The organism is Lysobacter sp. 5GHs7-4 (genome assembly GCF_021284765.1).
In the GTDB taxonomy this organism is placed as follows: Bacteria; Pseudomonadota; Gammaproteobacteria; order Xanthomonadales; family Xanthomonadaceae; genus Lysobacter.
In genome coordinates this window covers 2,146,129-2,165,600 of the sequence record NZ_CP089924.1, presented here as the reverse complement: position 1 = coordinate 2,165,600, position 19,472 = coordinate 2,146,129, and the positions used below count along the sequence as shown (strand labels likewise).

Sequence of the window (19,472 nt, the reverse complement as noted above, 5' to 3'; positions counted from 1 at the left end):
GGCGTCACACCTGCGTGGCCATGCTGTTGTTTTTGCCATCGTTCCCGCGAAAGCGGGAGTCCAGTGACTTCGGCGCGGGGCTGCGCATAGCCGCGCACCCCCATCTTCCGCGAGGCCTGCCGATGAAACACCGCTTACGCCTGAACCTGCTCGGCCTGCTGCTCACGGTCGCCGCGACCATCGCCCACGCCGCCGACCCCAAACCCGCGCCCCCGCGCGGCGAAACCCTGCTGTTGCGCCCCGACCGCGTCTGGACCGGCGACGAAGACGCCGCCCACAGCGGCTGGGCCGTCCTGGTGCGCGACGGCGCGATCGTCGCCGTCGGTCCCGCCGAGCGCATCGAAGCGCCCGCCGACGCGCGTCGCATCGACCTCCCCGGCGCCACCCTGACGCCCGGCCTGATCGACCTGCACTCGCACCTGTTCCTGCATCCGTACAACGAAGCGACCTGGAACGACCAGGTGCTGAAGGAGCCCGAGGCCTACCGCACCCTGCTCGCCGCGCGCCACGCCAGCGCCACCCTGCATGCCGGCTACACCACGCTGCGCGACCTGGGCACCGAAGGCGCCGGCTACGCCGACCTCTCGCTCAAGCGCGCGATCGACGAGGGCACGATTCCGGGGCCGCGCCTGTTCGTGTCCACCCTGGCCATCGTCGCCACCGCCAGCTACGGCCCCGGCCCGCGCGGCTTCCGTCCGGACCTGCACCTGCCCGGCGGCGCCCAGGAAGTCAGCGGCGTCGACGAGACCGTGCGCGCGGTGCGCGAGCAGGCAGGCCGCGGCGCCGACTGGATCAAGGTCTACGCCGATTACCGCATCGGCGCCGACGGCAGCGCCCAACCCACCTTCAGCGCCGCCGAGCTGCGCGCCCTGGTCGATGCCGCGCACCTGAGCGGGCGCCCGGTGGCCGCGCACGCCGCCAGCGACGCCGGCATGCGCCTGGCCATCGAAGCCGGCGTGGACAGCATCGAGCACGGCTACGGCGGCAGCGCGGCGACGTTCCGTCTGATGCGCGAACGCAAGGTCGCCTACCTGCCCACGCTGACCGCGGTCGAATCCACCGAGCAGTACTACGCCGGCTACGTGCCCGGCCAAACGCCGCCGACGCCGAAGCTGCGCGAGGCCGAACAGGCGTTCCGCACCGCACTGGCCGAAGGCGTCACCATCGGCTGCGGCAGCGACGTCGGCGTGTTCCGCCACGGTGACAACTACCGCGAGCCGGAGTGGATGGCGCGGCTGGGCATGCGCCCGGCCCAGGCCCTGCGCGCCTGCACCTCGACCGCCGCGCGCATCCTGCGCCAGTCCGACCGCATCGGCCGCATCGCGCCGGGCCTGCGCGCCGATCTGGCCGCGTTCGAAGGCGACCCCAGCCAGCGCATCGAGGCCCTGCGCCAGCCCGTGCTGGTGGTGAAGGACGGCACGGTCTACCGCGAGCCCGGCCGCGACGCCCTCGCGCCAGCGGCCATCCGGCCAGTCCGGTAAAATCGCCGTTTTCCCCGACCCGGACCTACCTATGCAACTCGACACCGTGCGCGCCATCGTCACCGGCGGCGTCTCCGGCCTCGGCCTCGCAGTCGCCCAGCACCTGGTCGCCCACGGCGGCAAGGTCGCCCTGTTCGACCTCAACGACGACAAGGGCGCCGCCGCGGTGGCCGAACTCGGCGCCGACAACGCGCGCTATTTCCGCACCGACGTCAGCGACGAAGCCGGCGTGACCGCCAACGTCGCCGCCGCCAAGGATTTCCTCGGCGGCCTCAACGTCGCCGTCAACTGCGCCGGCATCCTCGGCGCCGGCCGCATGCTGGGCAAGGAAGCGCCGATGCCGCTGGCGCAGTTCCAGGGCACGGTCATGGTCAACCTGGTCGGCAGCTTCAACGTCGCCAAGGCCGCGGCCAACCTGATGCAGCACAACGAAGCCGGCACCGACGGCGAGCGCGGCGTGATCGTCAACACCGCATCGGTCGCCGCCTACGAAGGCCAGATCGGTCAGGCCGCGTATTCCGCCTCGAAGGGCGGCGTGGTCGGCATGACCCTGCCGATGGCGCGCGAGCTGTCGCGCTTCGGCATCCGCGTGATGACCATCGCGCCGGGCATCTTCTGGACCCCGATGGTCGACGGCATGCCCGAGTCGGTGCAGCAGTCGCTGAGTGCGTCGATCCCGTTCCCCTCGCGCCTGGGCCAGCCCAAGGAGTTCGCCGACCTGGTGGCCTACATCCTCGGCAACACCTACCTCAACGGCGAGACCATCCGCCTCGACGGCGCCACCCGTCTGGCGCCGAAGTAACCCACTCCTGCCCTGTGTGGGCGACGCCCGTCGCGATGCTCCGCTCGCGAACGCCGCCGCCTCTTACAGCGAACCACACATCGGAATGCATGCAATGAAAGCTTACGACGTCAAGAAAGGCAACGTGATCGAACACAACAACGCCGCCTACCAGATCCGCGACATCGAGCGCAGCTCGCCGCAGGGTCGTGGCGGCAACGTCAAGTTCCGCTTCACCATGTACTCGGTGCCCGGCGGCACCAAGCTGGACCTGAGCGTGGGCGGCGACGACGAGCTCAAGGAAGTCGAACTCAGCCGCCGTCAGGTGACCTACTCGTACAAGGACGGCGACGCCTTCGTCTTCCTCGACGACGAGGACTACACCCCGTACACGCTGGACGCCGACGTGGTCGGCGACGACGCCGGCTATATCGTCGAAGACCTCAGCGGCTGCTACGTGCAGATCATCGACGACCTGCCGGTGGGCCTGCAGTTGCCGCAGACCGTGGCCATCGAAGTCGTCGAGACGCCGCCGGAACTCAAGGGCGGCACCGCCACCAAGCGTCCCAAGCCGGCCAAGCTGTCCACGGGCATCGAGATCATGGTCCCCGAGTACATCGGCAACGGCGAGCGTGTGCTGGTCAACACCGCCACCGGCGAATTCTCCGGACGTGCGGACTAAGGCAGCACGTTGGGCCGCCTGCGCCGCGCTGGCGCTGGCGGCCGCTTGTTCGGGTCCCGGCGCAGACAGTGTCGGTGACGCGCAGGCGCCCTGCGCCGTCCCACAAGGCTTGGCGCCGCAGCACCACGGCGGCTTCTGCGCCCTGCCGTCCGACCTGCGCGCGTTCGTTTCCGAACACGAAGCATTCAAATCGTTCTCCGGCGGCGAGCCCGCCGATGAGGCTGCGCTGCAGGCGCTGGCGCGCGAACACGAATTGCGCGTGCTGCGCGAACGCCGACACTGGGCGCAGCTACGCAACCGTTACGCCGCCGATTCCACCGTATCGGCCTGGATGCGGACTTACGAACCACAGGAATGGCCCTGAGCGAGCGTTCGGCATTCTCGTTGCTGAATCGGGCCTGCTGCCGTCCGTGGGTACGCGACCTCCCCACCGATGCTACCGTGGGTCTCAGGCAGACCCAGGACCGTTCGGATCCCGGTGGCCGGCCTCGGACATCGGGAGATCGCATGATCAAGTTTTTGCGTGGCATGTTTGGCGGCAAGGCATCGTCCGGCCAGAACTCGGATAAGACGGACGGCCCCTTACTCAAAGAGACGGCGGCTTCCGTCCAATGGCGGGCCAAGGACGACCCGGAAAACCCTTTCGACGCGAACGGCTACGACTGCCTCGCCTTCGTACGCTCGATGCTCTCCACCACTCAGGACCCCGCCGTCGCCAATTCGTACGTCGCGCAACGCGCGAGCGACGGGCGCGACCGCATCGGCCTGTTCCCGCCCGACACCGTGGCGCTGGATTGCCGCCTGGCGTATGCGCTGGACGAAGCGATCGAGGACGGCGCCGTGTTCAAGGCGTCGCACATGGAAGAGAAGTGGGACATCTACCTGCATGAGGACCGCCTGTACTTCTGTCGCAGTTGGACCGGCGCGCTGAGTTTCGTGGCGCATTGCACCACCACCGACAACCAGCTCCTCATCACCCAGATCATGGCCTCGTCCAGCGGAACGGGCATGGACTACCGCCACACCGTCCGACAGGTCGACTACCTGGTGCGCAGCCACCTGATGCGGCAAGCCATCCCGCATCCGCTGCCGGCGGGCATGGACCGCGACCCCAAGGCGGTAGGCCTGTTCTCGTTCAGCCAGTACGGTTGGGTGTGCTGCTTCGGCACCTTCGAAGAGACGCTGCGCCGCGACATCCGCAAGGCAATCGACGATGCAGCGCCCACCGAGCCGGCGCCTACTCCGCCGGCACCCGCCGAGTAGCGACATACGGCCATTGGCGCTCGCCGCCCGCTACACCCGCCGCGCTCCACGCGCTAGGCTGCACGCTACCGCCAGCGATCCGGAGCGTGTCCCATGGAACTCGGTGCGTTCTCCGTCAGCCTCGCCGTCAAAGACCTCGCGGCCTCGCGCTCGTTCTACGAGAATCTGGGCTTCGCCGGTTTCGCCGGCGACGCCTCGCAGGGCTGGCTGATCCTGAAGAACGGCTCGACCGTGATCGGCCTGTTTCAGGGCATGTTCGACAAGAACCTGCTGACCTTCAATCCCGGTTGGGACCAAAGCGCCAAGCCGCTGCCGTCCTTCACCGACGTGCGTGACGTGCAAAAGGCGCTGGACGCCCAGGGCGTGGAGATCACCACCCGCGCCGACCCGGACGGCAGCGGCCCGGCACACATCATCCTCAGCGACCCGGACGGCAACGTGATCATGCTGGACCAGCATGTTTGACAGCGGCGGCAATTCTTTCTGCCACTTCCCTCTCCTTTTAGAATGGGAGACTGAGTAGATTTGCTTTTTCAAACCCACGCACCGCTGGGCGACATGATCTTGTGCGCCTACGAACTGGCGCGTTTGCGTACGGCAGGAAACCGCGCATGAAACGCATCCACTATCCCGGGACACAGATCCCGATACAGGTCGGCGACCTGGTCCTCTGGTATGACGACGACACACCTTCCAAAGTCGTTTTCATCATCAGCACAAACCAATTTCCTGCAGAGGAGGCAGGCTCGATCGACTGGTTTCGGACGGAGTTCGGTGCGGGCATCATGATCGATACGCCGACCGTCGGCCGGGTGCTTGAGAGCGAAGACTGCGAGCACATCACATTGATAAATTCCGCGCAGCCATGAACCAGCGTGCGACGATCTGCCGATGCATCTGAACGACACAAAGTCAGGATACGGAATGGTGAGCCGAGCCAATCGCCGCGTCGTCATGCTCTTTTTCGCTGCGGTCTCGAGTGTTTACGCGCCCGAGATTTCCCGCCGTAAAGACGCCGGCTATGAAGCGAAGATGGCAGCAGCATCGCCTTGACCTGCCATTCCGAGCCTTGACCGGGGCCCTTTGCGCATACCATCCAGGCCATGATGCCGGTAGCCAGCCGACCAGGAAGTCAGCCCATGAATCAGACCCGCACACCCTCGGTTATCGTCCTCCACCGCGATGTACGGCACTGGCCGTCTGTGCCGCACAAGTCGCGCATGGCCATACTCATCGTCGCGCTGGTAGCCGCCATGCCTGCCTGCGCCAGCGACTACAGCTCATTTCTGTCCGGCATGACGACCTCTCTCGTCATCGTGCTTGCAGCTATGAACGCCTTGTTCATCGCGGTTTTCGGTCTCAGCAAGCAGTACCGCTCACGCAGCTTCGCCAATTGGCATGCCGCATTAGGCTCGGTGCCGCCGGCACTCGGTCTGCTTGCCACCTTGATCGACGCGCCCAGCATCAGCCATGAAGCCATATGGTTCGCCATCAACGGCGCGGCCCTAGGTTTGGCCTTGTTGCCACTATGGATCGCAAAGAAAATGGCCCGCGCTGACTCGGCATCGTCGGAACAGAAGAACTAAGCGGCTCGCTTGGATTCACGCACGCCACCATCGAAAGAAGGAGCGCAGGCGAGCTTTCTTTTGCGCAGCCGGGCGAATAGGTGCGACCATTTCCACTGGCCCCCGATCGAGCCAGTATCCGATGAGCCAGACCGAGTACCGCTTCGTCGCGGCTACCGACGCCGATCTGCCACGCCTGCTGCCGGTGCTGCGCGAGTTCTACGCCGAAGAGCACCTGCCCTGGAACGAGCCGGCGCTGCGCGCCGCGCTATCGGTGCTGATCGGCGATCCAAGTGCGGGCCGTCTGCTGCTGATCCGGCGCGGCGACGAGATCGCCGGGCATCTGGCGATCGGGTACTGCTTCAGCCTTGAGTTCGGCGGCCGCTTCGGGCTGCTCGACGAACTGTTCGTGTTGCCGGCTCATCGCGGCGCGGGACTGGCCAAGCGCGCCCTGGCCGAAGCCGAGGCGTTATGCCGCGCCGAAGGCCTGCGGGCACTGCGTCTGGAGGTCAACGACGACAACGAGCGAGCGCGCGGCATCTACGAGCGTGCCGGTTACCGCGCACACCCGCGGCGTCTGATGACGCGTTGGCTGGACCCGTAGCGCAAGCCGACACGCTCCCATCCCCAGGATTCGCATGCATCCTTCCCTCGCCGCCTCCCTGAGCCTGTTGCTGTACCTCGGTTGCACCGACGTACAGGCGCAGACCTCGAAGCCATTGGACGACCCGCGCCCAAACGGCTACCTGAGCCAGCGCGAGCGCTCGCTGTGCGAGCCGCCGGACGCGCACCCGACCTGGTGCGAACAACCGCATGAGGTGCGGAGATTTCTGAACCGCTACGACGAGTGTGAGCACTGGCGCGGCGAAGAGGCGCCGGCAGGCGACAAGGCGCGCGCCGCCGAAATCGCCCAGGGCGCCGACAGCACCTGCAAGGGCAACGATCGTCGCCTGACCGAACTGCGACGTCGTTACCGGAACCAGTCCGCCGTCGTGGACGCATTGTCGAAACTGGAACGTAACGACGGTCCCTGAGCGCGGCCTGCCATACCGTTGCAACCATCCTCACCCAGCATCGCGCGTTCCCCCGCATCACCGCACGCAAGGAAGGGTCCATGGTCTCCGACACCCGTCGCGATTTCCTCAAGTTCGCCGGCGCCGCCGCCACCCTGGCGATGCTGCCGCCGTCGATTCGTCAGGCCTTGGCGACGCCGGCCGCGCGCGTGACCGGCACCATCCAGGACGTGCAGCACGTGGTGATCCTGATGCAGGAGAACCGCTCCTTCGACCATTACCTGGGCGCCCTGCGCGGCGTGCGCGGGTTCGACGATCCGCGCCCGATCGCGCTGCCCAATGGCGATGCGGTATGGCGCCAGGCCAAGAACGGCGGCCAGGCCGTGCTGCCGTTCCGGCTCAGCACCGACAGCACCGCCTCGCAGTGCCTGGCCGATATCGACCACAGCTGGAAGGGCTCGCACACGCGTTGGAAGGACTACAACGCGTGGATCGACACCAAGGGCCCGATGTGCATGGGCCACTTCACCCGCGCCGACCTGCCCTATTACTACGCGCTGGCCGACGCGTTCACGGTCTGCGACGCCTACTACTGCTCGCACCACGGCCCGACCAATCCCAACCGCATGCATTTGTTCACCGGCACCAGCGGCATGACCGTGGGCGACCTCGGCGCGCAGGCGGTGAACAACGCCGACGACGGCAATTGGACGTCGGACATGGCCAAGGACAAGGCCACCTTCGCCGGACACCGCTGGAGCACCTACGCCGAGCGCCTGCAGAACGCCGGCATCGGCTGGCGCGTGTACCAGGAGTACGACAACTACGGCGACAACTCGCTGCAGTCGTTCGCGAACTTCCGCAAGCTGGACCGCAACTCGGAACTGTACAAGCGCGGGCGCGCCTGGGTGGACGGTTCCACCGCCGCCAACGCCTCGTCCTCGCGCGGCGAGCACCTGGTCGCGGCCTTCGCCAAGGACGTGCGCGAAGGCACGCTGCCGGCGGTGTCGTGGATCGTGCCGTCCTACATCATGAGCGAGCACCCGGCGGCGACGCCGGCCTACGGCGAATCGCTGAGCGCACGCCTGCTGGAGGCGCTGGTCGCCAATCCCGAGGTCTGGTCCAAGACCGTGTTCATCATCAACTACGACGAGAACGGCGGCTTCTTCGACCACGTGCCGCCGCCGCTGCCGCCGATCAACAGCTCGCTGGGCAAGAGCACGGTCGACACCGCGACCGAGAACTACAACGGCGTGCCGGTGGGCCTGGGCATCCGCGTGCCGATGTTCGTGATCTCGCCCTGGAGCAAGGGCGGCTGGGTGAACTCGCAGGTGTTCGACCACACCTCGGTGCTGCGTTTCCTGGAAGCGCGCTTCGGCGTGGCCGAGCCCAACATCAGCGCCTGGCGGCGCGCGGTCGCGGGCGACCTCAGCACCGCGCTGGATTTCGCCGGCCCGGATCCGGCCTGGCCGAGCTTGCCGGACACGCGCGACCACATGACCCGCGCCGACCAGTCCTGCAAGCTGCCGGTGCCCAGCGCGCCCAAGCAGCCCAAGATGCCGCGCCAGGAACCCGGCCAGCGTCCGGCACGCGCGCTGCCCTACCAGTTACACGTGCATGGCCGCATCGAAGCGTCGAGCGGTCGCTATTGGCTGGATTTCGCCAACAGCGGCATCGCCGGCGCCGGCTTCAACGTCTACGCGCGCAACCGCAGCGACGGCCCTTGGTACTACACGTTGACGCCGGGAACGCAGCTGTCGGACTACTGGAGCGCGAAGACTTACACGCAGGGCAAGTACGATCTGAGCGCGCACGGACCGAACGGGTTCCTGCGCGTGTTCCAGGGCGATCTGCTCAAGGCCAGCGCCAACGGCGGCGCCAATCCGGAACTGCGCATCGAGTACGACCTGGCCCACGACCGCCTGCTGCTGCGCTTCACCAACTCCGGCACGGGCGCCTGCCGCCTGACCCTACGCCCGAACCTGTACAGCAGCGCCGCGCCGCGCAGCTATCCGCTCGCCCCGGGCGCCAGCGTCGACGACAGCTGGCCGCTGGCCGCCAGCGCGCATTGGTACGACCTGAGCTTGAGTTCGGACCACGACACGACCTACCTGCGCCGCTTCGCGGGACATGTGGAAACGGGACTGCCCAGCGTGAGCGATCCGGCGATCGGGGCTTAGGGGCGCGATGCGCGCCGTCCAGTTCCGGCCTTGAATCGAAAACGGAATTCGAAGACGTAAGGGGCGGTGGCAGCCGCACCATCGCCTCGTACCGACGCCTCGCGACGATGCGGTTCGCCTTCGGCTCACCGCATCCTACGGCGTCGGAAAGATTCCTACGCAAGAGTGTTGCGCCGGCATGCCTGATGGCGCGATCGCGGCTTACGCCGCTCCCACAGAAAGCCAAGGCTGCGCCACCTAGCAATCGCGAGCTGCAACCGCCGTTGCCGTTGCCGTTGCCGTTGCCGTTGCCGTTGCCGTTGAGTTTGCTCCGGCATTGAAGTCCATTGATACGAAGCCACACGACCATCCCCAGACCCGAAGGGCGGCGCGCAGGACGCGCGCCGTTTTTCGATAAGACAGGGATGTCTTATCGAAAAATCCCCGCGCCAGAACCGAAGCCACACGGGAGCTTCTGGCTCAGACCCTTCTCTTTGGTTACTTTCTCTTGGGTCAGCAAGAGAAAGTGACCCGCATGCGCAGCAGGCGGAAGCCTTTGACCTTCGAGCCAAAGAAGCAGAGCAACAGCAACAGCAAATCCTCCCCAACCCGCCCGGCCAACAGGCACAGCCTGTTGTCGTTCACCCGTGCACGAACCTGCGGTTCGTAAACGCACGGCCTCACCCTTTGTCAAAGGAGGGAGCTAAAAGCGCGACGCCGGGGTCTGGAGGCCATCGGAACCGAATAGGCGCCGTCACCGGGATTCGCGGTCGCGGCTCACGCCGCTCCTACGCAGAGCGCGAGTAAGAGAAAGCGACCCGCATGCGCAGCAGGCGGAAGCCTTTGACCTTCGGTCAGAAGCAGCAGAAACAACAGCAAGAGCAAATCCTCCCCAACCCGCCCGGCCAACAGGCACAGCCTGTTGTCGTTCATCCGTGCACGAACCTGCGGTTCGTAAGCGCACGGCTTCACGCTTTGTCAAAGGAGGGAGCTAAAAGCGCAACGCCGGGATCTGGAGGCCATCGGAACCGGATAGGCTCGATAGCCGGGATTCGCGGTCGCGGCTCACGCCGCTCCTACCCCAAGGCACTCACTTAGGATCGATCAGGCGCGACAGCCGAGATTCGCGGTCGCGGCTTGAGCCGCCCCTACCCGGAGATCGCCCCCGAAAGCAGCCGCGGAATCTGCGCGGCCACGCGATCAAAGCCCCGATCAAACGCCCCGCTCCCGCGCCAACCACTTGCGCGCCATCCGTCGCATCGACTCATCGCTGCCCGGATCGGCCAACAACTCGTCGATGCGGCGCCAGGCCAGATCCAGCGACTCCTCGCTGACCACGTACTCCTCGCTGCCGTTGGCGCGCACCACGTAACGCACATCGTAATGCCAGTGCCCCGGCACCTCGCGCCGCTCCGGGATCCAATGCCGGTCCAGATCGAAGGGATGCGCCTCCACCGTCAGATCGGTGAGTCCGGACTCCTCCTCCGCCTCGCGCAGCGTGACCGCCGCCAGATCGCGGTCGCCGTCGGCGTGGCCGCCCAGTTGCAGCCAGCGCTCCAGCTTGCGGTGGTGGGTCAGCAGCACGCGCTCGCCGGCGCGGTCGACCAGCCAGCAGCCGCCGGTGTAGTGGCCGGCCAGGCGCTCGCGGCGGAACGGATCCTCGGCGTCGTCCAGCAGGTCCAGGAAGGGCTGCACGCGCTCGGCCTCGTCGGGCCAGCGCCGCAGATAGTCAACGAGATTGGAACGCAGCTCGGCGTCCGGGTCTGAATGTCTCACGAATATCCCAAATGCTGCACTGCGGCTAGATTCCGAACGCGGATTATGCCGTCGCCGACCATGACTTTGTCCCGCTTGCCGCTGCTTTCCCGGCTGGGTTATGGTGGCCCGCCATTGCGCCATACGCCGGCTGCGCCGTTCGAACGGCCGGCCGACCTCTCACGATCTGGGGATACTGATGTCTAAGGGCCTATTCATCACCAAGCCGGTGCAAGCCGCGCCGCATGTCGACGCAGGGGAGCCGGTCGAGGGCAGCCTGCAGGGCGAAGTCACGCTGAAGCGATCGCTGACCTCGACGCAGCTGGTGATGCTGGGCATCGGCGCGGTCATCGGCGCCGGCATCTTCGTCCTGTCGGGCCACGCCGCGGCCAACCACGCCGGTCCGGCGGTGGTGCTGAGCTTCATCATCGCCGGCGTCGCCTGCGCCCTGGCCGGCCTGTGCTACGCCGAGTTCGCGGCGATGCTGCCGGTCTCGGGCAGCGCCTACTCCTATTCCTACGCCACCCTAGGCGAGTTCGTGGCCTGGTTCATCGGCTGGAACCTGGTGCTGGAGTACATGTTCGCCGCCTCCACCGTCGCGGTGGGCTGGTCGGGCTATCTCAACAGCTTCCTCGAACACTTCGGCTTGGGGCTACCCGCATCGCTAGCGGCGGCACCCCTGAACGTGGTCGACGGCGCCATCGTCTACACCGGCGGCATCGTCAACCTGCCGGCGGTGGCAATCATCGCCGCCATCAGCGGCCTGTGCTACGTGGGCATCACCCAGTCGGCGTTCGTGAACTCGATCATCGTGGCGATCAAGATCGTGGTGATCGCGATGTTCGTCGGCTTCGCCGCCAAGTACGTCAATCCGGACAACTGGGTACCGTTCATTCCCGAAAACCAAGGCCCCGGCAAGTTCGGCGTCGACGGCGTGATCCGCGGCGCGTCGGTGGTGTTCTTCGCCTACATCGGCTTCGACGCGGTCTCCACCGCCGCCGGCGAGGCCAAAAACCCGCAACGCGACATGCCGATCGGCATCCTCGGCTCGCTGGTGATCTGCACCATCATCTACATCATCGTCGCCGGCGTGCTGACCGGCCTGCTGCCCTACACCGAGCTGGGCACGCCCAAGCCGGTGGCGACCGCGCTGGAAACCTACCCGGCGCTGGCCTGGTTGAAGATGGTGGTCGAGCTGGGCGCGATCGCCGGTCTGAGCTCGGTGATCCTGGTCATGCTGATGGGCCAGCCGCGCATCTTCTACACCATGTCGCAGGACGGCCTGCTGCCGAAGTTCTTCGCCAAGGTGCACCCGAAGTTCCAGACCCCGTACGTGGGCACCGTGATCGTCGGCGTGTTCGCCGCGGTGCTGGCCGGCTTTCTGCCGATCGGCCTGCTCGGCGAAATGGTGTCGATGGGCACCCTGCTGGCCTTCGCCACCGTCTGCATCGGCGTGCTGATCCTGCGCAGCACCCGCCCGGACCTGCCGCGTCCGTTCCGCGTGCCGCTGGCGGTCGTCGTCTGCCCGCTGGGCGCGCTGATCTGCCTGTACCTGTTCTCCAAGCCCTTCGCCGAGCACTGGAAGGTCATGACCAGTTGGACCGCGCTGGGCATGCTGATCTACTTCTTCTACGGCTACCGCAACAGCAAGCTGCGCAAGGCGGGCTGAACGTAGCAAGATGCCGCAAGGCCGGCGGGGGCTCTGACAGCCTGCGCCGGCCTTGTTCGTTTTAGGACGCACTCTCCGGGCCGCGCGCGGCCTGCACGACCGCACCAGGGCACGGTGCCAGGAATAGCGATGAAACAACTCTGGGCGACCAAACACCCGCACGCCGCGCACGCCGATGCCGAAGGCCTGAGCCTGCACCGCACGCTGGGCCCCTGGGGCCTGACCGCGCTGGGCATCGGCGCGGTGATCGGCGGCGGCATCTTCGTGATCACCGGCCAGGCCGCGGCCGACCACGCCGGTCCGGCGATCATGCTGTCGTTCGTGCTGGCGGCGATCTGCTGCACCTTCTGCGCGCTGGCCTACGCCGAGTTCGCGGCGATGGTGCCGGTCTCCGGCAGCGCCTACTCCTACACCTACGCCACCCTGGGCGAACTGGCGGCCTGGTTCATCGGCTGGATGCTGGTCCTGGAGTACGGCGTATCGGCCTCGGCGGTGGCGGTCAGTTGGACCGGCTATTTCCTGAGCCTGCTGGACCATTTCGACATCCATCTGCCCAAGGCGCTGGTCAGCGCGCCGCTGGACGCGCAGCTGCGGCCCACCGGCGCCATCGCCAACCTGCCGGCGGCGGCGATCGTGCTGCTGCTGACCTGGCTGTGCTACGTCGGCATCCGCAAGTCCTCGGCCATGAACATGGCGATGGTGGTGCTGAAGACCGGCCTGATCCTGCTGGTGATCTTCGCCGGCTGGAAGTACGTGGACCCGGCCAACTGGCAGCCCTTCATTCCCGAGAACCAGGGACCGGGCAAGTACGGCTTCGAGGGCGTGCTGCGCGGCGCGGCGCTGGTGTTCTTCGCCTACATCGGTTTCGAGGCGGTGTCGGTGGCGGCGCAGGAGTCGCACAAGCCGCAGCGCGACCTGCCGATCGGCATGCTGCTGTCGCTGGCGATCTGTACCGTGCTGTACATCGCCATGGCCGCGATCATGACCGGCCTGGTGCCCTACACGCAGCTGGGCACCGACGAGCCGGTGGTGACCGCGGTCGCCGCGCATCCGCAGCTGGGCTGGTTGCGCGTGGTGGTGGAGATCGGCGCGCTGATCGGCCTGTCGTCGGTGGTGTTGGTGATGATCATCGGCCAGCCGCGCATCTTCATGATCATGGGCCGCGACGGCCTGCTGCCGCCGGTGTTCACCAAGATCCATCCGGTCTATCGCACGCCGCACATCAACACCGTGATCACCGGCATCGGCATCGCCCTGCTGGCGGCGCTGTTCCCGCTGGACGTGCTGGGCGAGCTGACCTCGATGGGCACCCTGATCGCGTTCGCCGCGGTCTGCGCCGGCGTGCTGATCCTGCGCCGCACCCAGCCCGACCTGCCGCGCCCGTTCAAGATTCCGTTCGCCTGGGGCATCTGCCTGGCCGGCATCTTCAGCTGCCTGGCGCTGCTGTCGACGATGACCGCGCACAACTGGTTCCTGATGGTGGTGTGGACGGCGGTCGGCTTCCTGATCTACTTCCTGTACGGCATCCGTCACAGCCGCCTGCGCGCGGGCGCGGGGCGCTGAGGAAGGGGCAAAAGCAACGGCGAATGCCCCTCAATCACCCTCTTCAAAGGGGCAGGCAGGAGCAAGAGCGGGGTCGTTGACTGGCCGCTGCTTTCCCTAGCCCGGGTCTGGCGCGGTCGGCGCCGCCGCGGCTTGGAGTTCCCCCTTGGAAAAGGGGGGATGAGGGGGCTGGTTCTTGCCTAAACCCCACCGCCACAACCGCAACGCTGCATCGTCCCCTATGGACACGCCGCCGACGCGCAGAGTTTGTAAACTGGCGGCATGAACGCCGCCCTGCCCTACGACCCGCAACGCCTGGCCCACTGCGCCGGCGAAATCATCGTCAATGTGCGCGAGCTGTCGGCGCGCGGCTGGACGCCCGCGACCAGCAGCAACTTCTCGCGCCGGATCGACGCCCAGCACGCCGCAATCACCGTGTCCGGCCGCGACAAGGGCCGTTTGACCGAGTCCGACATCATGGTCGTGGACCTGGAGGGCGCGCCGGTCGCGACCAGCCACCGGCCCTCCGCCGAGACCCTGCTGCACACCCAGCTGTACAAGCGCTACCCCGACATCGGCTGCGTGCTGCACACCCATTCGCAGACGCAGACCGTGGCCTCGCGCCTGTACGCCGGCCTCGGCCACGTGCACCTGGAAGGCTACGAGCTGCTGAAGGCCTTCTCCGGCAACACCACCCACGAGATGAGTCTGGAACTGCCGGTGCTGCCCAACACCCAGGACATGAACGTCCTGGCCGCGCAGGTCGACGCCTTGCTCGACCACCAGGCGATGTGGGGCTATCTGATCGACGGCCACGGCCTGTACGCCTGGGGCCGCGACATGCCCGAGGCGCGGCGCCATCTGGAGGCGTTCGAGTTCCTGCTCGGATGCGAACTGGAATTGAGGAGACTGCAGCGATGAGCCGACTGCGCATATTCGACGAAGACGACGCCGCCAGCCCGCGCCTGAGCACCAGCGACCGCGCCGAGATGGCGCGCGAACTGGGCAAGATCGGCGTCGGCTTCGAGCAATGGCAGGCCGCGCGGCCGGTCGTGCCGGGCGACGCGCCGGACACGATCATGGACGCCTACCGCGCCGACATCGACCGCCTGGTCGCCGAACGCGGCTTCAAGAGCGTGGACGTGGTCAGCATCGCGCCGGACAACCCGCAACGCGAAACGATGCGGCACAAATTCCTCGACGAGCATTACCACAAGGAAGACGAAGTGCGTTTCTTCGTCGCCGGCTCGGGCCTGTTCACCCTGCACGTCGACAGCGGCGTGTACGAGATCAAGTGCGAGCAGGGCGACCTGATCTCGGTGCCCGACAGCACCCTGCACTGGTTCGACATGGGCCCGGAGCCCAGCTTCGTCGCGATCCGTTTCTTCACCGAGCCCGACGGCTGGGTCGGCCACTTCACCGGCACCGACATCGCCCAGCGCTTCCCGCGCTACGAGAAAGGCCAGGCGGCCTGAAGGCAGGGGAGCGGAAAGGAGTGAAGCGAGCAAGGCGCGTGCGACGCGCTTCGCCTTCCCTCGTCCCGTTCTGCGCACCCCTCACTCCTCTCATCTCACTATTAGCCCCATGCCCAAAGCCATCCTCACCGACATCGAAGGCACCACCAGCAGCATCTCGTTCGTGAAGGACGTGCTGTTCCCGTACGCGCGCCGCGCCCTGCCCGGCTTCGTCGCCGCGCGCGGGCGCGAGCCGGCGGTGCGCAAATGGCTGGACGCGGTGGCGACCGAGAACGGCGGCCTGTGCCAGGACGAGATGATCGTCGAGGTGCTGCAGGGCTGGATCGACGAGGACCGCAAGCACACCGCGCTGAAAGCGCTGCAGGGCATGGTCTGGGCCGACGGCTACAAGGGCGCGGATTTCACCGCCCACATCTACCCCGACGCCGCCGTGGCGCTGCGCGCCTGGCATGCGGCCGGGATTCCGCTGTACGTGTACTCGTCCGGCAGCGTGCCGGCGCAGCGGCTGTTCTTCGGCCACAGCGACGACGGCGACCTGACCGGCCTGATCTCGGGCTGGTTCGACACCGAGATCGGCGGCAAGCGCGAGGCCGCCAGCTACGCTCGCATCGCCGAATCGATCGGCCTGCCGCCGGCCGAGATCCTGTTCTTGTCCGACGTGGTCGAGGAAGTCGACGCCGCGCGCGAGGCCGGATTGGCGACGGTGCTGATCGATCGCCTGGAAGACTACCCGCAGCCGCGCGACGGCGAGGCGGCGCATGGGCATGCGCGGCTGACGACGTTCGGGCAGGTTGAGGTTTGAGGCGCGGATAGCCTCATCAGCGAAGGTAGGCGACGCGGCAGTCGAAGTACCGAGGTCGCGGCTCACGCCGCTCCTACCCCCAAGGCGGAGCGTTCCGCGCTACAGGCGGCTCACGTTGCGCACGCGCACCTCCGCGCACTCCACGCCGTGCGCATCCGCCGCCTGGCGACGGATGCGCTGCAGCACGTCGGCCGGGTCGAACGCGCCGGCCGGCGCGTAGTCCAGGGTGCTCTGTCCCCAGACAATGAAACGGCCGCCGACCAGGATCTCGTAGTCGGCGAAATAGTAGTAATGCGCGCTCACGGCCGGCGCTCGCGCGACGCTCAGGTACCCACATGCACGTCGTGCCCGCACTCGGCGCAACCCAGGTGCTCCAGCGCGATCGCCAGCGCCAGGGTGTAGCTCTGCGCGGCGTAGCCGTGCACGCGCGCGAGGCAGGCGTCGCCACTGGACGCCAGCGAGGGCTCGGGCGCGTCCATGTCGTCGTCGTGGACCTCGATGTAGGGCGTCTCCAAGGCCTCCAGCGCCCGACGCAGGCGCTCGCTGGCCGGCGCGCAGGCGCCGGGATCGAACAGCAGCAGTTCGACGCCGCTGGAACGCAGGCCGCTCAAACCCTCGACCAGCTCGGCCTCGCTGCGACAGCTGCGCAGGGCGATGGTCTTGCCGGCGTCGGCCGCGGACTCGGCCAGGCGTGCGCGCACCGCGTCGGGCACGCGCGTAGGGGCACCGGCATGCTGGTAGTCGGGGCCGCGCAGAATCACGATGGACACGTCGTCGCTCGCTGCGCGCTCGGGGCGGCGCGCTTGCGGAAACTGTAGGCGCGTACGGCGTAAAGCCTCCATGCCGCGGCGCGGCGCGGGCGTAACCGCGGCATAAAATCGCACGCGCGGATGGCGCGCGTTCATGCGCCGCGGTTCAGCCGTGGATCTTTTCGCCGCGGTCCAGCATCGCCACCAGTTTTTCGATCCGCGCCGCGCGCGTTTCGGGTTTTTTCGCGGTCTGGATCCGCCACAGCACCGCGTAGCGATTGGTCCGGTCCAGTTGCTCGAAGAAGCGCCGCGCCTTGCCACGCTTGCCCAGCGCAGCGGCCAGATCCTCGGGCACTTCCATGTTGCGCGCCGAGTCGTAGGCACCCTGCCAGCGGCCATCGGCCTGCGCCGCCTCGACCTCGCGCAGGCCGCCCGCACGCATCCGGCCGGCGGCGATCAGCGCTTCGATCTTGCCGATATTGATCTTCGACCAGATGCTGCGCGGCCGGCGCGGGGTGAAGCGCTGCAGGAAGTACTGCGCGTCGCAGCTGCGCTTGAGGCCGTCGATCCAGCCGTGGCACAGCGCCACGTCCAGCGCTTCGGGATAGGACACCGAGACCACGCCCTGGTTCTTCTTGGCGATCTTCAGCCACAGCCCCGGCGCGTCGGCGTGCGCTTCCAGCCAGCGCTCCCAGGCGGCGGCGTCCGCGAACACCACGATCGGCAGATCGGTGGGCAGGTCCGCGCTCATCGGCTTACTCCTTCGCATCCTGCAGGCGGTAGACGGTGCTGGCGCGCTGCTCGCCCTGCCAGGGATCGAGGGTGCGCACTTCGATGCGGTGCTCGCCCACCGCCAGGTCGGTCGGCAAAGCGGCGCGCCACAGGTGCTGGGACGGCTCGGCTTCGGGCGAACGGTCGTAGCCGCGCAGTGCGGTGGCCTGGTCGTCGCGCGCGTTCTCGGCCTGCAGGTTCGGATCCGCCTGGGCGACGCGACGCATCGGCGCCCAGGCGCCTTCGTCGACGCGGAACTCGACCCGGCTCTCGTCCTGGCCCATGTAGACGTTGGCGTACACGCCGAACGCCGGATACGCGCCGCGGCGCAGCACGCGCGGCGCGTGCAGCGACATCGCCGGCGTCGATGCGGCCACCGCGTCCAGGCGCGCGGGATGCCAGCTCAAACGATAGGCACCGTCCGCGCCCACGCCCAGGCGCGCGTAGCCGTTGGGCGTGCCGTCGGCCATGGTTGCGGCGGGAATGCCCTGCGCGTCCTTGATTCCGGACCAGAACGCGCCGCAGGCGGCGCCGACGTTGTACTCGTGCAGCGGCGCGGCGCCGTGCCAGCCGTCCTGTGCGTCGTGGTAGACGTGGCGCTGGATGTGGCCGTGGCCGCTGAGCAGCAGCACCCGCGGGAATTCGCGCAGCAGCGCGAACAAACGCTCGCGGTCCGCGCGACGAAAGGTCTCGCGGCCGGGCGCGGCGTCGAAGAACGGAATATGCACGCCGATCACCAGCAAGCGGTCCTTACGTGCGCCGGCCAGGTAGCGCTCGAGGAAGGCGAACTGCTCATCGCGCAGGCCGCCGATGTAGGACGGGTTCTGGCCGGGCCGGTAGATCACGTCGTCCAGCATCACGAACGAAGCCGCGTGTTCTTCCCAGGCGTAGGTGTCGGGGCCGAACACGTGGCGGTAGCTGGCCAGCGAATCCTCGTCGCGGGCGGCGTCGAAGTCGAGATCGTGATTGCCCGGCGCATGCAGCCAGGGCACGCCCAGCAGCGCGGTGGCGCGGTTGAGCGCCGGGTACAGCGAGAGATCGTCGTGGACGATGTCGCCCAGGCTCAGGCCGAGGTCGGCGATCGCGCCCCGGCCGCCGCGTTGCGCCAGCAAGGGCTCGATGATGTCGCGCCGGTAATAACCGACGTCGGTCGCGGTCTTGGGCTGCGGATCGGCGAAGACCAGCACGTCCAGCGCGCGGCGCGCGTCCGCCGGCTCGGAAATCAGCGCGTAGTCGCGGCAGCTGGGAAAGGACGCGGGCACGCCGCCGTACTTCAGTTTGGGGCCGGGTTCGCGCTGCACGTTGACGCTGAAATCCGGCAAACCGTTGTCGCGCCGCCCGACCCGATAACCGGCCGGCTTGATCACGAAGCTGCTGCGTCCGTCGACCACCGGCAGGTGGTAGGCGCCCTGGGCGTCGCTCACCGTCAGCTCGACGCCGTCGGACACGCGGATGCCGCCCAGCCCGGGCTCGCCATCGTCACGCCGTCCGTTGCCGTTGCGATCCTCGTACACCGTGCCGCTGTTGCACGGCGGCGGCAGCGCCAGCGCGGTCAGCGGAGCGATCAGGGCGAGCGACAGGGCGCAGGCGGCGACGGATGGGCGCATGGCGGGCTCCGGAGGGGAAGCCCATTATGCGGCGGCGCATGACCGATCCATGTGCGGAGCGGCACGAAGCGGATACGGTCGCCGGGTCACGCGCATTCTGTGGAAGCGGCGTAAGCCGCGATGGTTCCACCTGTGGGCGGTGCGCCCTCGTTGCAGGG

General features: G+C 67.6%; 22 protein-coding genes. 17 read left to right on the top strand and 5 right to left on the bottom strand.

Translation table 11 applies throughout. From position 1 onward, the window contains the following. Positions 1-122: 122 nt before the first annotated feature. From LVB77_RS09780 to LVB77_RS09725, 12 genes are all read left to right on the top strand, one after another. Positions 123-1,481, top strand: coding sequence for an amidohydrolase family protein (locus tag LVB77_RS09780; RefSeq protein ID WP_232909933.1), 1,359 nt, complete (start codon positions 123-125; stop codon positions 1,479-1,481). 31 nt (positions 1,482-1,512) lie between these two features. Then, positions 1,513-2,283: an SDR family NAD(P)-dependent oxidoreductase gene (locus LVB77_RS09775; RefSeq protein WP_232909932.1), complete on the top strand. Its 771-nt coding sequence runs from the start codon at positions 1,513-1,515 to the stop codon at positions 2,281-2,283. A 94-nt stretch (positions 2,284-2,377) separates the two neighbouring features. Continuing rightward, a complete protein-coding gene (yeiP, locus tag LVB77_RS09770) occupies positions 2,378-2,944 on the top strand; it encodes an elongation factor P-like protein YeiP (protein ID WP_232909931.1) in 567 nt (188 codons plus the stop codon). Between the two features lie 109 nt (positions 2,945-3,053). Next, positions 3,054-3,308 carry a hypothetical protein gene (locus LVB77_RS09765; RefSeq protein ID WP_232909930.1) on the top strand — a complete coding sequence of 85 codons (255 nt, stop codon included), beginning with the start codon at positions 3,054-3,056 and terminating at the stop codon, positions 3,306-3,308. After that, positions 3,299-4,207 carry a hypothetical protein gene (locus tag LVB77_RS09760; protein WP_232909929.1) on the top strand — a complete coding sequence of 303 codons (909 nt, stop codon included), beginning with the start codon at positions 3,299-3,301 and terminating at the stop codon, positions 4,205-4,207. The genes LVB77_RS09765 and LVB77_RS09760 overlap by 10 nt, the downstream gene beginning before the upstream one ends. A gap of 93 nt (positions 4,208-4,300) precedes the next feature. Further along, on the top strand, positions 4,301-4,672 hold the full coding sequence (locus LVB77_RS09755) for a VOC family protein (protein ID WP_232909928.1): 372 nt from the start codon (positions 4,301-4,303) through the stop codon (positions 4,670-4,672). 146 nt (positions 4,673-4,818) lie between these two features. Beyond that, a complete protein-coding gene (locus tag LVB77_RS09750; RefSeq protein WP_232909927.1) occupies positions 4,819-5,076 on the top strand; it encodes a hypothetical protein in 258 nt (85 codons plus the stop codon). A gap of 22 nt (positions 5,077-5,098) precedes the next feature. Beyond that, positions 5,099-5,260, top strand: a complete 162-nt coding sequence (locus LVB77_RS09745) for a hypothetical protein (RefSeq protein WP_232909926.1) — start codon at positions 5,099-5,101, stop codon at positions 5,258-5,260. 86 nt (positions 5,261-5,346) lie between these two features. After that, the gene (locus tag LVB77_RS09740) at positions 5,347-5,793 is read left to right on the top strand and encodes a hypothetical protein (protein ID WP_232909925.1); all 447 of its coding nucleotides are present in this window, start codon (positions 5,347-5,349) and stop codon (positions 5,791-5,793) included. A 121-nt stretch (positions 5,794-5,914) separates the two neighbouring features. After that, complete coding sequence (locus tag LVB77_RS09735) at positions 5,915-6,376, top strand: GNAT family N-acetyltransferase (protein ID WP_232909924.1); 462 nt, start codon at positions 5,915-5,917, stop codon at positions 6,374-6,376. A gap of 34 nt (positions 6,377-6,410) precedes the next feature. After that, positions 6,411-6,806 (top strand): hypothetical protein, encoded by a 396-nt coding sequence (locus LVB77_RS09730; RefSeq protein ID WP_232909923.1) that lies wholly within the window; start codon positions 6,411-6,413, stop codon positions 6,804-6,806. A gap of 80 nt (positions 6,807-6,886) precedes the next feature. Beyond that, positions 6,887-8,965: a phospholipase C, phosphocholine-specific gene (locus tag LVB77_RS09725; RefSeq protein ID WP_232909922.1), complete on the top strand. Its 2,079-nt coding sequence runs from the start codon at positions 6,887-6,889 to the stop codon at positions 8,963-8,965. A gap of 1,191 nt (positions 8,966-10,156) precedes the next feature. Here LVB77_RS09725 and LVB77_RS09720 read toward each other — a convergent pair. Next, a complete protein-coding gene (locus LVB77_RS09720) occupies positions 10,157-10,669 on the bottom strand; it encodes an NUDIX hydrolase (protein ID WP_232910234.1) in 513 nt (170 codons plus the stop codon). Positions 10,670-10,898: 229 nt separating this feature from the next. Here LVB77_RS09720 and LVB77_RS09715 point away from each other — a divergent pair, with 229 nt between their 5' ends. The 5 genes from LVB77_RS09715 to mtnC all read left to right on the top strand — a co-directional run bounded on the left by LVB77_RS09715 (position 10,899) and on the right by mtnC (position 16,187). Continuing rightward, positions 10,899-12,368: an amino acid permease gene (locus tag LVB77_RS09715; protein ID WP_232909921.1), complete on the top strand. Its 1,470-nt coding sequence runs from the start codon at positions 10,899-10,901 to the stop codon at positions 12,366-12,368. 129 nt (positions 12,369-12,497) lie between these two features. Further along, entirely contained in the window at positions 12,498-13,931 is a 1,434-nt protein-coding gene (locus LVB77_RS09710) for an amino acid permease (protein WP_232909920.1), read from the top strand. Positions 13,932-14,192: 261 nt separating this feature from the next. Continuing rightward, a complete protein-coding gene (locus LVB77_RS09705) occupies positions 14,193-14,831 on the top strand; it encodes a methylthioribulose 1-phosphate dehydratase (protein WP_232909919.1) in 639 nt (212 codons plus the stop codon). Next, a complete protein-coding gene (locus LVB77_RS09700) occupies positions 14,828-15,385 on the top strand; it encodes an acireductone dioxygenase (RefSeq protein ID WP_232909918.1) in 558 nt (185 codons plus the stop codon). Before LVB77_RS09705 ends, LVB77_RS09700 begins: the two co-directional genes overlap by 4 nt. Before the next feature lie 109 nt (positions 15,386-15,494). Then, complete coding sequence (mtnC, locus tag LVB77_RS09695) at positions 15,495-16,187, top strand: acireductone synthase (RefSeq protein ID WP_232909917.1); 693 nt, start codon at positions 15,495-15,497, stop codon at positions 16,185-16,187. 99 nt (positions 16,188-16,286) lie between these two features. Here mtnC and LVB77_RS09690 read toward each other — a convergent pair whose 3' ends face one another. The 4 genes from LVB77_RS09690 to LVB77_RS09675 all read right to left on the bottom strand — a co-directional run bounded on the left by LVB77_RS09690 (position 16,287) and on the right by LVB77_RS09675 (position 19,314). Next, a complete protein-coding gene (locus LVB77_RS09690; RefSeq protein WP_232909916.1) occupies positions 16,287-16,490 on the bottom strand; it encodes a hypothetical protein in 204 nt (67 codons plus the stop codon). A 20-nt stretch (positions 16,491-16,510) separates the two neighbouring features. After that, entirely contained in the window at positions 16,511-16,957 is a 447-nt protein-coding gene (locus tag LVB77_RS09685) for a type II 3-dehydroquinate dehydratase (RefSeq protein WP_232909915.1), read from the bottom strand. A 145-nt stretch (positions 16,958-17,102) separates the two neighbouring features. Next, positions 17,103-17,687 carry a YdeI/OmpD-associated family protein gene (locus LVB77_RS09680; RefSeq protein ID WP_232909914.1) on the bottom strand — a complete coding sequence of 195 codons (585 nt, stop codon included), beginning with the start codon at positions 17,685-17,687 and terminating at the stop codon, positions 17,103-17,105. Positions 17,688-17,691: 4 nt separating this feature from the next. Then, the gene (locus LVB77_RS09675) at positions 17,692-19,314 is read right to left on the bottom strand and encodes a calcineurin-like phosphoesterase family protein (RefSeq protein ID WP_232909913.1); all 1,623 of its coding nucleotides are present in this window, start codon (positions 19,312-19,314) and stop codon (positions 17,692-17,694) included. Positions 19,315-19,472 lie beyond the last annotated feature (158 nt).

Coding starts and splice junctions, on each gene's coding strand:
- LVB77_RS09780 (WP_232909933.1), top strand. CDS start 123: ATGAAACACCGCTTACGCCTGAACCTGCTCGGCCTGCTGCTCACGGTC.
- LVB77_RS09775 (WP_232909932.1), top strand. CDS start 1,513: ATGCAACTCGACACCGTGCGCGCCATCGTCACCGGCGGCGTCTCCGGC.
- yeiP (WP_232909931.1), top strand. CDS start 2,378: ATGAAAGCTTACGACGTCAAGAAAGGCAACGTGATCGAACACAACAAC.
- LVB77_RS09760 (WP_232909929.1), top strand. CDS start 3,299: ATGGCCCTGAGCGAGCGTTCGGCATTCTCGTTGCTGAATCGGGCCTGC.
- LVB77_RS09755 (WP_232909928.1), top strand. CDS start 4,301: ATGGAACTCGGTGCGTTCTCCGTCAGCCTCGCCGTCAAAGACCTCGCG.
- LVB77_RS09750 (WP_232909927.1), top strand. CDS start 4,819: ATGAAACGCATCCACTATCCCGGGACACAGATCCCGATACAGGTCGGC.
- LVB77_RS09745 (WP_232909926.1), top strand. CDS start 5,099: ATGCATCTGAACGACACAAAGTCAGGATACGGAATGGTGAGCCGAGCC.
- LVB77_RS09740 (WP_232909925.1), top strand. CDS start 5,347: ATGAATCAGACCCGCACACCCTCGGTTATCGTCCTCCACCGCGATGTA.
- LVB77_RS09735 (WP_232909924.1), top strand. CDS start 5,915: ATGAGCCAGACCGAGTACCGCTTCGTCGCGGCTACCGACGCCGATCTG.
- LVB77_RS09730 (WP_232909923.1), top strand. CDS start 6,411: ATGCATCCTTCCCTCGCCGCCTCCCTGAGCCTGTTGCTGTACCTCGGT.
- LVB77_RS09725 (WP_232909922.1), top strand. CDS start 6,887: ATGGTCTCCGACACCCGTCGCGATTTCCTCAAGTTCGCCGGCGCCGCC.
- LVB77_RS09715 (WP_232909921.1), top strand. CDS start 10,899: ATGTCTAAGGGCCTATTCATCACCAAGCCGGTGCAAGCCGCGCCGCAT.
- LVB77_RS09710 (WP_232909920.1), top strand. CDS start 12,498: ATGAAACAACTCTGGGCGACCAAACACCCGCACGCCGCGCACGCCGAT.
- LVB77_RS09705 (WP_232909919.1), top strand. CDS start 14,193: ATGAACGCCGCCCTGCCCTACGACCCGCAACGCCTGGCCCACTGCGCC.
- LVB77_RS09700 (WP_232909918.1), top strand. CDS start 14,828: ATGAGCCGACTGCGCATATTCGACGAAGACGACGCCGCCAGCCCGCGC.
- mtnC (WP_232909917.1), top strand. CDS start 15,495: ATGCCCAAAGCCATCCTCACCGACATCGAAGGCACCACCAGCAGCATC.
- LVB77_RS09680 (WP_232909914.1), bottom strand. CDS start 17,687: ATGAGCGCGGACCTGCCCACCGATCTGCCGATCGTGGTGTTCGCGGAC.
- LVB77_RS09675 (WP_232909913.1), bottom strand. CDS start 19,314: ATGCGCCCATCCGTCGCCGCCTGCGCCCTGTCGCTCGCCCTGATCGCT.